The 13,295-nt window shown below is 68.1% G+C and carries 14 protein-coding genes; 8 read left to right on the top strand and 6 right to left on the bottom strand.

Annotated elements, in window-relative coordinates:
• Positions 1-314 precede the first annotated feature (314 nt).
• Positions 315-848, bottom strand: coding sequence for a DUF4188 domain-containing protein (locus CA982_RS21475; RefSeq protein ID WP_086537215.1), 534 nt, complete (start codon positions 846-848; stop codon positions 315-317).
• A 50-nt stretch (positions 849-898) separates the two neighbouring features.
• On the opposite strand from CA982_RS21475, the gene CA982_RS21470 reads away from it, so the two are divergent.
• The 3 genes from CA982_RS21470 (at position 899) to CA982_RS21460 (ending at position 3,016) form a co-directional block, all read left to right on the top strand.
• The gene (locus tag CA982_RS21470) at positions 899-1,495 is read left to right on the top strand and encodes a TetR/AcrR family transcriptional regulator (RefSeq protein WP_086537214.1); all 597 of its coding nucleotides are present in this window, start codon (positions 899-901) and stop codon (positions 1,493-1,495) included.
• 35 nt (positions 1,496-1,530) lie between these two features.
• Entirely contained in the window at positions 1,531-2,034 is a 504-nt protein-coding gene (locus CA982_RS21465) for a MarR family winged helix-turn-helix transcriptional regulator (RefSeq protein ID WP_086537213.1), read from the top strand.
• 112 nt (positions 2,035-2,146) lie between these two features.
• On the top strand, positions 2,147-3,016 hold the full coding sequence (locus CA982_RS21460; protein WP_086537228.1) for a type IV toxin-antitoxin system AbiEi family antitoxin domain-containing protein: 870 nt from the start codon (positions 2,147-2,149) through the stop codon (positions 3,014-3,016).
• Between the two features lie 72 nt (positions 3,017-3,088).
• Here CA982_RS21460 and mmsB read toward each other — a convergent pair whose 3' ends face one another.
• The 3 genes from mmsB to CA982_RS21445 are packed head-to-tail and all read right to left on the bottom strand — an operon-like array spanning position 3,089 to position 6,769.
• Complete coding sequence (gene mmsB / locus CA982_RS21455; RefSeq protein WP_086537212.1) at positions 3,089-3,958, bottom strand: 3-hydroxyisobutyrate dehydrogenase; 870 nt, start codon at positions 3,956-3,958, stop codon at positions 3,089-3,091.
• A gap of 39 nt (positions 3,959-3,997) precedes the next feature.
• Positions 3,998-5,173 (bottom strand): acyl-CoA dehydrogenase family protein, encoded by a 1,176-nt coding sequence (locus CA982_RS21450; protein WP_086537211.1) that lies wholly within the window; start codon positions 5,171-5,173, stop codon positions 3,998-4,000.
• A 6-nt stretch (positions 5,174-5,179) separates the two neighbouring features.
• Positions 5,180-6,769 carry a CoA-acylating methylmalonate-semialdehyde dehydrogenase gene (locus tag CA982_RS21445; protein WP_414961770.1) on the bottom strand — a complete coding sequence of 530 codons (1,590 nt, stop codon included), beginning with the start codon at positions 6,767-6,769 and terminating at the stop codon, positions 5,180-5,182.
• A 102-nt stretch (positions 6,770-6,871) separates the two neighbouring features.
• Here CA982_RS21445 and CA982_RS21440 point away from each other — a divergent pair, with 102 nt between their 5' ends.
• Entirely contained in the window at positions 6,872-7,312 is a 441-nt protein-coding gene (locus tag CA982_RS21440) for a flavodoxin domain-containing protein (protein WP_086537210.1), read from the top strand.
• Between the two features lie 24 nt (positions 7,313-7,336).
• Here the strand turns inward: CA982_RS21440 and CA982_RS21435 are convergent, their stop codons facing one another.
• Positions 7,337-8,284, bottom strand: coding sequence for a DMT family transporter (locus CA982_RS21435; protein WP_086537226.1), 948 nt, complete (start codon positions 8,282-8,284; stop codon positions 7,337-7,339).
• A 114-nt stretch (positions 8,285-8,398) separates the two neighbouring features.
• On the opposite strand from CA982_RS21435, the gene CA982_RS21430 reads away from it, so the two are divergent.
• Genes CA982_RS21430 through CA982_RS21415 form a run of 4 tightly spaced genes read left to right on the top strand, consistent with a single transcriptional unit; the run spans position 8,399 to position 12,093 of the window.
• Positions 8,399-8,677, top strand: a complete 279-nt coding sequence (locus CA982_RS21430) for a hypothetical protein (RefSeq protein ID WP_086537209.1) — start codon at positions 8,399-8,401, stop codon at positions 8,675-8,677.
• Entirely contained in the window at positions 8,674-9,168 is a 495-nt protein-coding gene (locus CA982_RS21425) for a SixA phosphatase family protein (RefSeq protein ID WP_086537208.1), read from the top strand. The genes CA982_RS21430 and CA982_RS21425 overlap by 4 nt, the downstream gene beginning before the upstream one ends.
• 21 nt (positions 9,169-9,189) lie before the next feature.
• Positions 9,190-10,014 (top strand): ammonia-dependent NAD(+) synthetase, encoded by an 825-nt coding sequence (nadE, locus tag CA982_RS21420; protein WP_086537207.1) that lies wholly within the window; start codon positions 9,190-9,192, stop codon positions 10,012-10,014.
• A gap of 39 nt (positions 10,015-10,053) precedes the next feature.
• On the top strand, positions 10,054-12,093 hold the full coding sequence (locus CA982_RS21415; protein ID WP_086537206.1) for an NAD(+) synthase: 2,040 nt from the start codon (positions 10,054-10,056) through the stop codon (positions 12,091-12,093).
• Here CA982_RS21415 and CA982_RS21410 read toward each other — a convergent pair.
• Complete coding sequence (locus tag CA982_RS21410; protein ID WP_086537205.1) at positions 12,025-13,239, bottom strand: Cmx/CmrA family chloramphenicol efflux MFS transporter; 1,215 nt, start codon at positions 13,237-13,239, stop codon at positions 12,025-12,027. The two genes, CA982_RS21415 and CA982_RS21410, sit on opposite strands and share 69 nt — an antisense overlap.
• Positions 13,240-13,295: the final 56 nt, after the last annotated feature.

Genomic DNA, 13,295 nt, shown 5'->3' with positions numbered 1-13,295 from the left:
CGTCTCGAAAGCGTCACGAAAGCGCGGTTGGTCTCAACGGATGAGTTTTCGGAAAAGGGTGGATTTTCGCCGATGTCTCTGATTTTCAGATGAGGTCTCAGGAAAACCGAATGCGGATTCAGTGGACGCTCCGCGATTGTCAAACAACAAGCGTCGGTTGACTTTTGATACTCAACCCCGATCGCGTCATCACGCACCTTGCCGACGAATCGCCCAGAATGGACTTCTGGAAAGTTAGGTGTCGTTGCTAACGAAGAATTTATCTGTGCTAAACGTCGCGTCGGTGGCGACTACCCTGATCACAATTGATCGAATCAGTCATGTGACTCGTCCGAATGGGCAGTGTCATTCACTGACACGACACAGTCCGCAGTCGGCCGGCTCCGAGCGAGTCGACCGGCAGCGGTCGTCGTCCCCGGGCCGACCGGGCGCCACCCGACCGCCCGTGCGAGACCCTGGGGGGCCATCCCGCTCGAGATGGATTCGTGCTCGCCGATGACGTAGGTCTCGTGCCAGATCCCGACCGAGTCGGTGTCGGCGAGTTCCCGGTTGAACCACCGCCAGGCGGGCAGATGCGGAGCCGTGGGGTCAGAGGCGAATCGTCGCAGATCGTCGGCGCTGCGCCAGTACGACAGCACCATGAGGGAACCGCCCAGATAGAGACGGGCATCGAGCATGCCCGCCTCCGGTCGACGCCGGAGATGGATCAGCATTCGCGGCATCGCCGCCATCACCGACAACCACGCGCGCACCCGCCAGGGCCGGGTCACCCGCATCCCGATCAGGAACACCGCCGTGCCCACGGGCGGGACGTCGTTGGTCATGCGGACAGCTCGACGAGATGGCATAGCGGCCTCCACGGTTTTGTAACGACGTTACAGAACGATGTTATGAAACGATGGTGGCTGTGGCAAGACCTCGATCTCACACCGATGACGTGCGTACCCGACTGCTCGACGAAGCGGTTCGCATGGTGGCCGCGAACGGCGTCGGAGCGTTGTCGGTGCGGGAAGTGGCCCGCGCCGCCGACACCTCCACGACCGCGGTCTACTCCCTGTTCGGCAACAAAGAGGGACTGTCGCGGGCGATTCTGGTCCGCGCCTTCGACTCGTTCGCGCATGCACAGCGGTCCGCTGCGGCGGCGGCAGCAGGTGAGGCGACGCTGGAAGGCCTCGGGGTCGCGTACGTCGGGTGGGCGCTGGAGAACCCCCGCCTCTACGAGCTGATGTTCTCCGACGCACTCGTGGTAGTCGAACGCACCGAGGAGACCCGCGCCGCCGCGACGCGTGCGATCACCCCGTTGCGCGCGGGTGTGCAGGAGGCGATCGGCTCCGGCCGGCTCCGCGCCGCGGACCCCGAGACCGTCGTCGCCTCGCTGTGGGCGCAGGTGCACGGCATGGCGACCCTCCTGCTGTCCGGCAACTACCCCGAGGGCGCGGACCCGGTGGCCGCCGCGACCGCCGTCATCGACGGATGGCGCACTGCTCGCGCCTGACCGCGGTGGGACCAGCGGCGCACTAGGGTATCGGTATGGCAGGGCGCAGCATGGATTTCGACCCCATCGCCGAGGCGCGGGAGAACTGGACCCAGGCGGGGTGGGGCGAGGTCGCCGACGGCATGGTGGCGGTGACCTCGGTGATGCGCGCGCACCAGATCCTGCTCGCGCGGGTCGAGGCCGCACTCCGTCCGTACGACCTCAGCTTCTCCCGCTTCGAACTCCTCCGCCTGCTGGCGTTCTCGCGGCAGGGTTCCCTCCCGATCACCAAGGCGAGCGACCGGCTCCAGGTCCATGTCACCAGCGTGACCCACGCGATCCGACGCCTCGAGGAGGGCGGACTCGTCCGCCGCGTCCCCCACCCCACCGATGGACGCACCACGCTCGTCGAGATCACCGAACTCGGCCGGAAGACGGTCGGCGAGGCCACCGAAACCCTCAACAGTGAGGTGTTCGGCAACGTCGGCATGTCCGACGACGAGATGACCGGTCTCGTCGGAGCGATCCAGTCACTGCGGAAGCACAACGGGGACTTCTGAGTCAGCGCACGAACGCGTATGACATCACGCCCCGAAACCGGACATAACCTCATACGGGGGTCGGAGCTACCCGACGATGGAACCGCACGCCGATCGGTTGCGTCGAAACACCATGGACATCGCCGAACTGACCGCCCGCCGCGACGGCGTGTTCTCCACCCGGCAGGCCCGCGATTGCGGCGTCAGCTCCTCGGCCATCCACCGCAGACTCACCGCCGGCGACTGGAAAGCCGTGGCACGCGGGGTATATCTCGTCGCCGGGCACCCACGCACAGCCCGCGCTCAGACACGCATCGCGGTCCTGTCGGTCCACACCAGTGCCGTACTCGGCGGCACAGCCGCCGCCTGGTGGCTCGGGCTCCACAACGACGAACCACGAAAACACCTCATCTACACACCAACCCACGGCACCGCCCGACGCTCGTCTGCGACCGCACTGGTCCGTTACCGACCGCTGCACGCCGATGACATCACCATCCACCACGGACTCCCGACGACGGCCGCCGCTCTGACCGTCCTCGACGCCTCCCTCGACATCGGGATCGGCATCCTCGACTCAGCGCTACTGACCACCCGCGTCACCCTCGACGCCCTCCACGCCGCCCGAGACCGCTACCCCAACCGACACGGGGCACCACGAGTCGCCACCTACCTACGGCTCCTCGGCGACGGCGCACGATCGGAAGCCGAACGACTCACCACCGAACTGCTCATCACCGCCGGCATCACCGGCTGGATCGCGAACATGCCCACCCTCGGCCACTTCATCGACTTCGCCTTCCCCGGCACGAAGATCGCAGTCGAGATCGACGGCTTCGCCTTTCACCGCGACGCGGCCACGTTCCAGCGCGACCGGACGAAACGCAACTTGCTCACCGCCAACGGATGGACCGTCCTCAACTTCACCTGGACCGACCTCATCGAACGACCCACCCAGGTCGCCACGCACATCCACGCCGCGCTCCGCCGATCAGCCGCCTGAAACGCGTATGACGTTGCACCCGGAAACCGGGCACAACGTCATTCGGCTTTCGCAGTGAGGCCGATGCGGACCTCAGTGCAGCGACGTGATGATCGCGCTGAAGTCGAGGTCGGCGTGCTGTTCGGCGAAACCGCGGTAGAGCTGTGCGGCGTGGGTGCCCAGCGGTGCGCGCGACCCGGTGCTGGCGACGGCGTCCATCGCCAGGCCGAGGTCCTTGTTCATCAGGGCGGTCGCGAAGCCCGGCTTGAAGTCGTTGTTCGCCGGCGACGTCGGGACCGGACCCGGAACCGGGCAGTTGGTCTGCACGGCCCAGCAGTTGCCGGTGGCACCGGTGATCACGTCGTAGAGCGCCTGATCGTCGAGGCCCAGCTTCTGGGCGAGGACGAACGCCTCGCCCACCGCGATCTGCTGGACGGCGAGGACCATGTTGTTGCAGACCTTGGCGGCCTGGCCGGCACCTGCGGCACCGCAGTGGATGATCTTGCCCGCCATCGGGTCCAGCGTTCCGCGCGCGGCGGCGAAGGCCTCGTCCTCACCGCCGACCATGAACGCGAGCGTGCCGGCGACGGCACCCTTGACCCCACCCGAGACCGGGGCGTCGACCTGCGCGAAGCCGTGTTCGGTGGCGCGCCGGTGGATCTCCCGCGCGTCGTCGACGGAGATCGTCGACGAGTCGATGAACAGTGCACCGGTCGGGGTCGCCGGCAGGATGTCGTCGTACAGCTTCTTCACGATGCCGCCGTTGGGAAGCATCGTGATCACGACCTCGGCGGCGGCCACGGCCTCGATCGCGGCCGGGAAGGTCTCGATGCCGTTGTCCTGCGCGGTCGTCACCGCCTCGGGAACCGGATCGAACCCGCGAACGGTGTGGCCGGCCTTCACCAGGTTGGCGGCCATCGGGCCGCCCATGTTGCCGAGGCCGAGGAAGGCGATCGTCGTCATTGTCTCTGCTTCCTACGAAAGTGGTTGTGTGGAGCGGGTTCAGCTGTCCCGGTAGCGGGTCGCGATCGAGCGGCCGAGCACGACGCGCATGATCTCGTTGGTCCCCTCCAGGATGCGGTGCACACGGAGGTCGCGGACGATTTTCTCGATTCCGTACTCGGTGAGATACCCGTATCCGCCGTGCAGCTGCAACGCCTGGTCGGCGACCTCGTAGCAGGTGTCGGTGACGAAACGCTTCGCCATCGCACACTGCTCGACCTTGTCGGGCGCGTCGTCGTCGAGGGCGGACGCCGCCTGCCACAACATCAGCCGGGAGGCCTGCAGCGAGGTGGCCATGTCCGCGAGGGTGAACCGGATCGTCGGCTCGTCGATCAGCGCGTTCCCGAAGGCACGACGACTGGCGACATAGGCGGCCGCCTTGTCGAACGCGGCCTGCGCACCGCCGAGCGACGACGCCGCGATGTTGATGCGGCCACCGTTCAGCCCGTTCATCGCGATCCCGAACCCGATGCCCTCGGTACCGCCCAGGAGATTGCCCGCGGGCACGCGCACCTCGTCGAGGATGACCTGGGCGGTGGGTTGCGCATGCCAACCCATCTTGTGCTCCTGGGCTCCGAAACTGAGCCCGGGCGAGCCCTTTTCGACCAGGAACGTCGAGATGCCCTTGGCCCCGGCCTCACCCGTGCGCGCCATGATGACGTAGAGGTCCGACGACCCGGCGCCGGAGATGAACTGCTTCACCCCGGTGAGCACGTACTCGTCGCCGGACCGTTCGGCACGGGTCGCGAGCGCGGCCGCGTCCGAGCCGGCACCCGGCTCGGTCAGGCAGTAGCTCGCGACCGTCTCCATGGTCGCCAGGCGCGGTACCCACGTCGAACGTTGGTCGTCGGTCCCGTATTTGTCGACCATCCACGTGCACATGTTGTGGATGGACAGGAACGACGCGACGGCCGGATCGGCGTACGCCAGTTGCTCGAAGATGCGGACCCCGTCGAGGCGCCGCAGACCGCTGCCGCCGGCATCCTCGGCACAGTAGATGGCGCCCATCCCGAGTTCCGACGCCTCGCGCAGCTCGTCGACCGGGAAGTGGTTCGACGCGTCCCACTCCAGCGCGAACGGCGCCAGCTTCTTCGCCGCGAAACCCGCTGCGGTCTCGACGATGACACGCTCGTCACCGTCGAGCCGAGCGACCGCGGCATCGGCGAAAGTGGTCAACGCCGATCAGTCCATCGTGGGGATGACGAACTCGGCGCCGTCCTTGATGCCGGACGGCCAGCGCGTCGTCACCGTCTTGGTCTTGGTGTAGAACTGGATCGACGCCGGGCCGTGCTGGTTGAGATCGCCGAAGCCCGAACGCTTCCAGCCGCCGAAGGTGTAGTACGCCACCGGAACCGGGATCGGCACGTTCACGCCGACCATGCCGACGTCGACGCGAGCCGTGAAGTCGCGGGCGGCGTCGCCGTCCTGGGTGAAGATCGCGACACCGTTGCCGTACTGGTGGTCCGACGCCAGGGCGAGGGCCTCTTCGTAGTCGCCGGCACGCACGATCGACAGGACCGGTCCGAAGATCTCCTCGGTGTAGATGGTCATGTCCTTGGTGACGTGATCGAACAGGGTCGGGCCGATGAAGAAGCCCTTCGAGATGTCCTCGTCGCCGAAGGTCTGCTCGTTGTTGGCGCGATCGCGTCCATCGATGACGACCTCGGCACCCTCCTCGGCACCCTTGTCGATGAACCCGCGGACCCGCTCGAGGGCGGCGGCGGTGACCAGGGGCCCGTAGTCGGCCTTGGGGTCCAGGCTGTGGCCGACACGCAGCGCGTTCACCCGGTCGATCAGCTTGGCGCGCAACCGGTCCGCGGTCTGCTCGCCGACCGGGACCGCGACGCTGATCGCCATGCAGCGCTCACCGGCGCTGCCGTAGCCCGCACCGATCAGAGCGTCGACGACCTGGTCGAGGTTGGCGTCGGGCATGATGATCGCGTGGTTCTTGGCGCCACCGAAGCACTGTGAGCGCTTCCCGTGCGCGGCCGCGGTCGAGTAGATGTACTGCGCGATGTCCGAACTACCGACGAAGCCGAGGGCCTTGACGTCCGGGTGGGTCAGCAGCGCGTCGACCGCTTCTTTGTCACCGTGCACGACCTGGAAAACGCCGTCGGGCAGACCCGCCTCGGTGAACAGCTCGGCCAGCCGCACCGGCACGGACGGATCGCGCTCGCTGGGCTTGAGGATGAAGGCGTTGCCGCATGCGAGCGCGGGTCCGGCCTTCCACAGCGGGATCATCGCCGGGAAGTTGAACGGCGTGATGCCCGCGACGACACCGAGCGGCTGACGGATGGAGTGCACGTCGATGCCGCCGCCGGCACCGGCGGTGAACTCACCCTTGATGAGGTGCGGGATGCCGATCGCGAACTCGATCACCTCGACGCCGCGCTGGATGTCGCCGAGCGCGTCGGCGTGGGTCTTGCCGTGCTCGAGCGACAGCGTGGTCGCGAGCTCGTCGGCGTTCTTGTTGACCAGGTCGACGAACCGCATCAGGACGCGGGCACGACGCTGCGGGTTCCAGGCGGCCCACTCCTTCTGCGCGGCCGATGCGGTCGCGATCGCGGCGGAGACCTCGTCGGTCGATGCCAGCGGGACCTGGGACTGCACGGCTCCCGTGCTGGGGTTGAAGACGTCGGCGAAGCGTCCGCCCTCGGCGGGAACGCGCTTGCCGTTCAGGTAGTGCGGGATCGAGGGGACAGCAGGAGCGGACACGGAGATCACCTTCGACTTCGTTGGGGGTATGGCCGGTGTCACCACATAGTAGGACATCCAAGTATTTCTTCCAACCCCCTGCTCACCAGCGATTTCGCGCCGACGAGCCGGTTAGGCTACCCTCGCTTTGCGAAAACGCCGACGTCGAGAGGAGTTCACATGTCGGTTGTCATCCTCTACGGAACCGAAACCGGGAACGGCGAGCTCGTCGCGGACGCCATCGCCGACACGCTGGCCGCCGACCACGACCCCTCGATCTACGACATGAGCGAGTTCGCGGTCGAGGACCTCGACCCCGAGGACTTCCTCGTCATCGTGTGCTCGACCTACGGTGAGGGCGAACTGCCGACCGGCGCCGAGCCCTTCGCCGAGGAACTCGAGAGTGTGAACCCCGACCTCACCGGCCTGCGGTTCGCGGTGTTCGGTCTCGGGGACTCGATCTACGACACGTTCAACCGCGGTGGCGAGATCGTCGCCGAGATGCTCACCAAGCGCGGCGCGGTCCAGGTGGGCGAGCACGCCCGCCACGACAACTCGTCGGCGATCAAGCCGGCCAAGCAGGCCGCCGAATGGGCCGAGGGGATCTCGCAGGAGATCTGACATCACCTGACGTCGCGGCTGGTGTCAGACCACCGGCCGCGACCTCGCCGTGCCCGGCTCCCCCGCCGCGGCCTGCTCGGCAGCGACCTCGGCTGCGGCGGTGTCCTCGACAGCGGCGGCCTCCTCCGCAGCGGATTCCTCGGCGGCCACCGCCTGCTCGTACCCCCGCACCGCCGACAGCTTCGCGAGTTCGCACACCGCGCGCACCATGATCGCGAGCACGATCCCCAGGAACAGCGCGGTCGGCACCGACACCTTGAGGTTCTCACCGAGCAGCAGCACACCGAGAACCATCGCGACGGCCGGCTCGGCGACCGTCATCGACGGGAACGACGTCTGTAGATCGCCCGCACCGAAGCCCATCTGCTGGGCGAGGATCGCGCAGACCACCACCAGCACGAAGAGATAGATCTCGGGGTGGACGAAGGTGCGCCAGAAATGATGTGTGACCTGGTAGATCACCGTCTTCACCAGGAGTGCCGAGACGCCGAACAGGATGCCGGCGACCAGCCCGTAGAACAGCGCCTTGTAGTGCGGACTCGACCGATGAGCGAAGATCACCAACGCCACCACGACGCCGACCACCGCCCCCACCGTGCCCCACAGCAACAGTGCGTCGGGGCGCCGCATCGACGGTTCGGGACGCGCCACGATGAGGAAGGTGACGACGCACGCCACCAGCACCCCGCCCCACGCCCACTCGATGCGTGCCGGGTGCCGGTGGTCGGCCCAGGCCTCCAGCGGAAGGGCGAACAGCACCGCCAGCACGACCAGCGGCTGCACGAGCAGGATCGAACCCAGCCCGAGCGCGGACGCCTGCAAACCGAAGCCGCACAGCGCGATCGCCGCACCCGCCCACCAACCCGGCGTGATGGCACCGTTCACCCGGGAGGCGCGCTGACGCAACACGGTGCCCGCCGCGATCATCAACGCGGCCAGCACCGCGAGGAGCGCGGGTACCCAGGTGTGCACGATCCCCAGGGTAACGGCGGCTCCCCGCACTCGCGGCGCCGCCGGAGTCGCCCGAGCCGAGATCGACGGTGTCGGAACACCCACCACCTGCCCGGACCACGTAGATTCGAACCCATGCGTTATCGGTCAGAGCTGGAACGACTGGCCACCCTCGACGCCGCCGCGATCGAGGTGGCCTGCACCGACTGCACCTCGGTGGGCGAATTCATCGCCTGTGCCGTCGACGAGTATCTGGAGTTCGACGTCGCCGCCGAGGAGGCCGAGGCCCGCGGCGACGACGAGCACGCGGCCTTTCTCCGGCAGGAGGCCGCGGCGTGGCGCGCCACCGTGCGGGTGCTGCGGATGATGGGTGCCGAGTCCGGCCAGGGCGACCGGCGGCACGGCGCCGCATGAGCGAGCTCCGCACGCTGATCCTGATGCGGCACGGCAAGTCGGGCTACCCGCCCGCGACATCCGACCACGACCGTCCGCTGGCCGAACGTGGCGACCGGCAGGCCGCGCTCGCCGGACGATGGATGGCCGACGAGGGCCTACGGGTCGACGCGGTGCTCTGTTCGACGTCGACGCGCACCCGTCAGACACTCGCCCGGACCGGCGTCGACGCGCCGGTGACCTATGTCGAGGACATCTACGGCGGCGCACCCGAGGAGATCCTCGAGTCCCTCCGCCTCCACGCGCCCGCCGACGCGCAGACGATCCTCGTCGTCGGTCACGAGCCAGGGATGCCGGCGACCGCCCTCACACTCGACCCGCACGGGTACGTCGAACGGTTCCCCACCTCGGCGTACGCGGTCGTCCGGATCACCCACCCGTGGGACCGCATCGGGATGGCCCCGGACCCGGGGGCGCACCTCGTCGGCGTGCGGATCCCGCGCGAGGACTGACCGATGGCGCACACTGGGACGATGCGTGAGATCCAGCGAACCATCATCGACGCCCTCGGGGTGAAGCCCGCCATCGAACCCGACGCGGAGGTCGAGCGCCGGGTCCGGTTCCTGGCCGACTACCTCGGCGCCACCGGCGCCAAGGGTTATGTCCTCGGCATCTCCGGCGGGGTGGACTCCACCCTGGCCGGACGCCTGGCACAGCTGGCTGCCGACCGGGTCCGGGCCGACGGCGGCGAGGCCGTGTTCCTGGGAGTCCGGCTGCCCTACCGGATTCAGCACGACGAGGACGACGCGGCCGCGGCCCTCGATTTCGTGGCCGCCGACGAGGTCGTGACCGTCAACGTCGCGCCCGGCGTCGACGCTCTCAACGCCGAGATCGAACGCGCCACCGGCACCGGCCTCACCGACTTCACCAAGGGCAACGCGAAGGCGCGGCACCGGATGGTCACGCAGTACGCTCTGGCCGGCGACCGCGGGTTGCTGGTGATCGGCTCCGACCACGCATCCGAGAACGTCACCGGCTTCTTCACCAAACACGGCGACGGCGCGGCCGATGTACTGCCGCTCTCCGGACTGAACAAGCGGCAGGGTCGCGCGCTGCTGCGCCACCTCGGGGCGCCACCGCAGCTGTGGGAGAAGGTCCCGACCGCCGACCTGCTGGACGAGAAGGCCGGCCAGACCGACGAGGATGAGCTCGGCCTGCGCTACGACGACATCGACGACTACCTCGAGGGTCGCGAGATCCCCGTCGAGGCGGCGGAGAAGATCGAGGCCGCCTGGCACCGCAACCGGCACAAGCGCACGACCCCCGTGGAGATCCACGACACCTGGTGGCGCTCCTAGCGGAGGGCACCGGGGCCCGCCCGCGATTAGGGTGTCGGAGTGTCTGTCTATGCAAACGGATTCGCCCGGGTCGCCGGCGCCGTACCCGTCCTGACGATCGCCGAACCCGCGGTCAACGCCGCGCGCACCGTCGAACTCGCGACGCGGGCCGCCGACGACGGCGCCTGCCTGGTCGTGTTTCCCGAACTCGGGCTCTGCGGCTACAGCGTCGACGATCTCTTCCACCAGGACGCCCTCCTCGACGGGTGCCGCGCCGCGCTCGATGAGATCGTGGCCGCCAGCGCCGGGCTGAAGCCGGTTCTCTGCGTCGGGCTGCCGATGCTCGTCGGCGACGGTCTCTACAACTGTGCCGCCGTCGTCCACGACGGTGCCGTCCTGGGCGTCGTCCCGAAGTCCTACCTGCCGAACTATCGCGAGTTCTACGAGCAGCGCTTCTTCGCCGCGGCGCGCGACGCGATCCCCACGACCGTGTCGATCGGCGGTGAGGAGGTCCCATTCGGCGCCGATCTCGTCTTCGAGGCCCGCGATCTCCCCGGCTTCGCACTGTTCGTCGAGATCTGCGAAGACGGCTGGGTGGCCATCCCGCCGAGCACGTGGGCGGCTCTCGGCGGTGCGACGGTGCTGGCCAATCTGTCGGGCAGCCCGGTCACCATCGGCAAAGAGGGCTATCGCACCAACCTGTGCACCGGACACTCCGCGCGCACCATCTCGGCCCACGTGTACGTCGCCGCGGGGTTCGGCGAGTCGACGACCGACCTGGCCTGGGACGGTGACGCCCTCATCACCGAGAACGGCTCGCTCCTCGCGCGGAGCGAGCAGTTCGCCACGACCGACCAGATCATCTCCGCCGACATCGATCTCGACCGGTTGCGGCAGGAACGCATGCGCATGATCAGCCTGCGAGACCAGGTCGGCGACCACGCCGACCGGTTGAAGTCGTTGCGCCGCATCGACTTCAGCTTCGGTGAGCTGTCCGGCGACGAGGACGTGGTCCGGCGGGTGATCCCCCGGTTCCCCTACGTGCCGGCGGATTCCGCCGACCGCGACGAACGCTGCGCCGAGGTCCGCTCCATCCAGGTGCAGGGGCTCGCCCAGCGACTGCGCTCGACGGGCCTGGAAAAGATCGTCATCGGCGTCTCCGGGGGTCTGGACTCGACGCTCGCGCTCCTCGTCGCGGTCGACACCTTCGACCGACTCGGGTTGCCGCGCACCAACATCCTCGGCTACACGATGCCCGGCTTCGCGACCGGCGGACCCACGCTCCGACGGGCCCACGCGCTCATGGACTCCCTCGGGGTGAGCGGCGCCGAGATCGACATCCGGCCGTCGTGCGAACAGATGCTCGCCGACCTCGGCCATCCGTACGCGCGCGGCGAGAAGGTCTACGACGTCACCTTCGAGAACGTGCAGGCGGGCGAACGGACCTCGCATCTGTTCCGCCTCGCGAACGCCAACGGCGCCATCGTGCTGGGGACCGGCGATCTGTCGGAACTCGCACTGGGGTGGTGCACCTATGGCGTCGGCGACCAGATGTCGCACTACAACGTCAACGGTTCGGTGCCGAAAACGCTCATCCAGCACCTGATCCGGTGGATGATCACCAGCGGGCACCACTCGGCGGAGACCACCGAGACCCTGGTCGAGATCCTCGACGACGTCATCTCCCCCGAACTCGTGCCCGCCGGAGACGACGGCCGGATCCAGAGCACCGAGGACACCGTCGGGCCCTACGAACTGCACGACTTCTTCCTCTATCACCTGACGCGGTTCGGTTACCGACCGACCAAGATCGCCTACCTCGCGCGGCAGGCGTGGGGCGACCGCACCCGTGGTCCGTGGTCGGATCTCCTGACCGAGGACAAACGCAACGAGTACGACGCGGAGACCATCGACCACTGGCTCGGGGTGTTCCTGAAGCGGTTCATGGGCAACCAGTTCAAACGCTCGGCGATGCCCAACGGTCCGAAGATCGGGTCGGGTGGGTCGCTGTCCCCCCGCGGCGATTGGCGCTCACCCTCGGATGCGTCGGCGCGGGTCTGGCTCGACCAGCTGGCGGGGGGCATGTCCGGGACTCGGTGATGTGAGGGTCGGCCAGGACAGCACCGCGACCAGGCCGGCACCGGCGGTCCCCGCGACAGCCACCCAGACGCCTCCCAGGGCACCTGCCTCGGCGAGACCGAGTGCTCCGCATACAGGACCAGCCGCCGCCCCGGTGTTCAGCGCCGCAGTGGCGTACGAACCACCCATCGTGGGCGCTTCGGACGCGCCGTAGAGGACCCGGGTGATCACCGCGCTCCCGACCCCGAATGCCAGCACCCCTTGCACGAAGGCGAATGTCAGGAGGAGCGCGGGCGACGACGCCACCAGCGCGAGCGCGATCCAGCCCCCGAGCAGTAGCGGTCCTCCCACACCGAGGAGGAGCCCGGGCCGCTGGTCGGCGAGTCGCCCGGCGATCGCGACACCCACGAACGAACCCGCGCCGAACAGCATCAGCACGACAGCGACGAGACCTTCGGCGAGACCGGAGACCTCGGTCACGATCGGGGCCAGGTAGGTGAGGGCGGCGAACGTGGCCCCGTTCACCAGAGCTCCGAGCAGCATCGGACCGAGCAACCCCGGCGAGCGCAACTGACGCAGTTCAGCCCCGAGACTCGTCGTGGTGCTCGACGCGGCGACGGCGGCGTGTTTGGACCAACCCCGAGCCAGGCCGGCAGTCACCAGAAGGCAGAGCCCCGCGACGCACCAGAACGTCGCCCGCCACCCCAGCGCGGTACCGATCAGTGCCCCCGCGGGAACACCCGCGACCATCGCGATTGTCGTGCCGGACAACAGTATCGACAGCGCCCGGCCCTTGCGGTCGGCTGGTACGAGTTGCGTGGCAAGGCCCAGCGCGACAGCGAGGAATCCGGCATTCGCCAACGCGCTGACCACTCGGGTGGTCAGCAGGATCGAATAGTCCGTCGTGATCGCGGCGAGCACGTGACAGCACGCGAACACGAGCAGACACCACAGCAATGTGAGCCGTGGTGCCCATCGTCGAGTCCAACCGGCCATCAGCGGTGCGCCGACCGCCATTCCGACGGCGAACCCGGACGTCAGGACACCGGCGGCACCCATGGTGACTCCCAGGTCGGACGCAATCGCCGGGAGAAGACCGGCCAGCATGAATTCCGAGGTGCCCATGGCACAGACAGCACAGGCGAGTAGGTACAGCATGAACGGCATGGCGAACTCCGAGGTGAGAGATGCGACAAGGGATTCTTCTCGTCACCACGGCCAGT

Origin of the sequence: Gordonia lacunae, assembly GCF_002149015.1 — a bacterium.
Lineage (GTDB): Bacteria > Actinomycetota > Actinomycetes > Mycobacteriales > Mycobacteriaceae > Gordonia > Gordonia lacunae.
Note: the sequence above shows the minus strand (reverse complement) of the source record. Positions and strands in the feature narration are given on the sequence as shown.

Coding starts and splice junctions, on each gene's coding strand:
- CA982_RS21440 (WP_086537210.1), top strand. CDS start 6,872: ATGTCGGTTGTCATCCTCTACGGAACCGAAACCGGGAACGGCGAGCTC.
- nadE (WP_086537207.1), top strand. CDS start 9,190: ATGCGTGAGATCCAGCGAACCATCATCGACGCCCTCGGGGTGAAGCCC.
- CA982_RS21430 (WP_086537209.1), top strand. CDS start 8,399: ATGCGTTATCGGTCAGAGCTGGAACGACTGGCCACCCTCGACGCCGCC.
- CA982_RS21410 (WP_086537205.1), bottom strand. CDS start 13,239: ATGCCGTTCATGCTGTACCTACTCGCCTGTGCTGTCTGTGCCATGGGC.
- CA982_RS21425 (WP_086537208.1), top strand. CDS start 8,674: ATGAGCGAGCTCCGCACGCTGATCCTGATGCGGCACGGCAAGTCGGGC.
- CA982_RS21465 (WP_086537213.1), top strand. CDS start 1,531: ATGGCAGGGCGCAGCATGGATTTCGACCCCATCGCCGAGGCGCGGGAG.
- CA982_RS21470 (WP_086537214.1), top strand. CDS start 899: ATGGTGGCTGTGGCAAGACCTCGATCTCACACCGATGACGTGCGTACC.
- mmsB (WP_086537212.1), bottom strand. CDS start 3,958: ATGACGACGATCGCCTTCCTCGGCCTCGGCAACATGGGCGGCCCGATG.
- CA982_RS21445 (WP_414961770.1), bottom strand. CDS start 6,769: ATGTCCTACTATGTGGTGACACCGGCCATACCCCCAACGAAGTCGAAG.
- CA982_RS21475 (WP_086537215.1), bottom strand. CDS start 848: ATGCCATCTCGTCGAGCTGTCCGCATGACCAACGACGTCCCGCCCGTG.
- CA982_RS21460 (WP_086537228.1), top strand. CDS start 2,147: ATGGACATCGCCGAACTGACCGCCCGCCGCGACGGCGTGTTCTCCACC.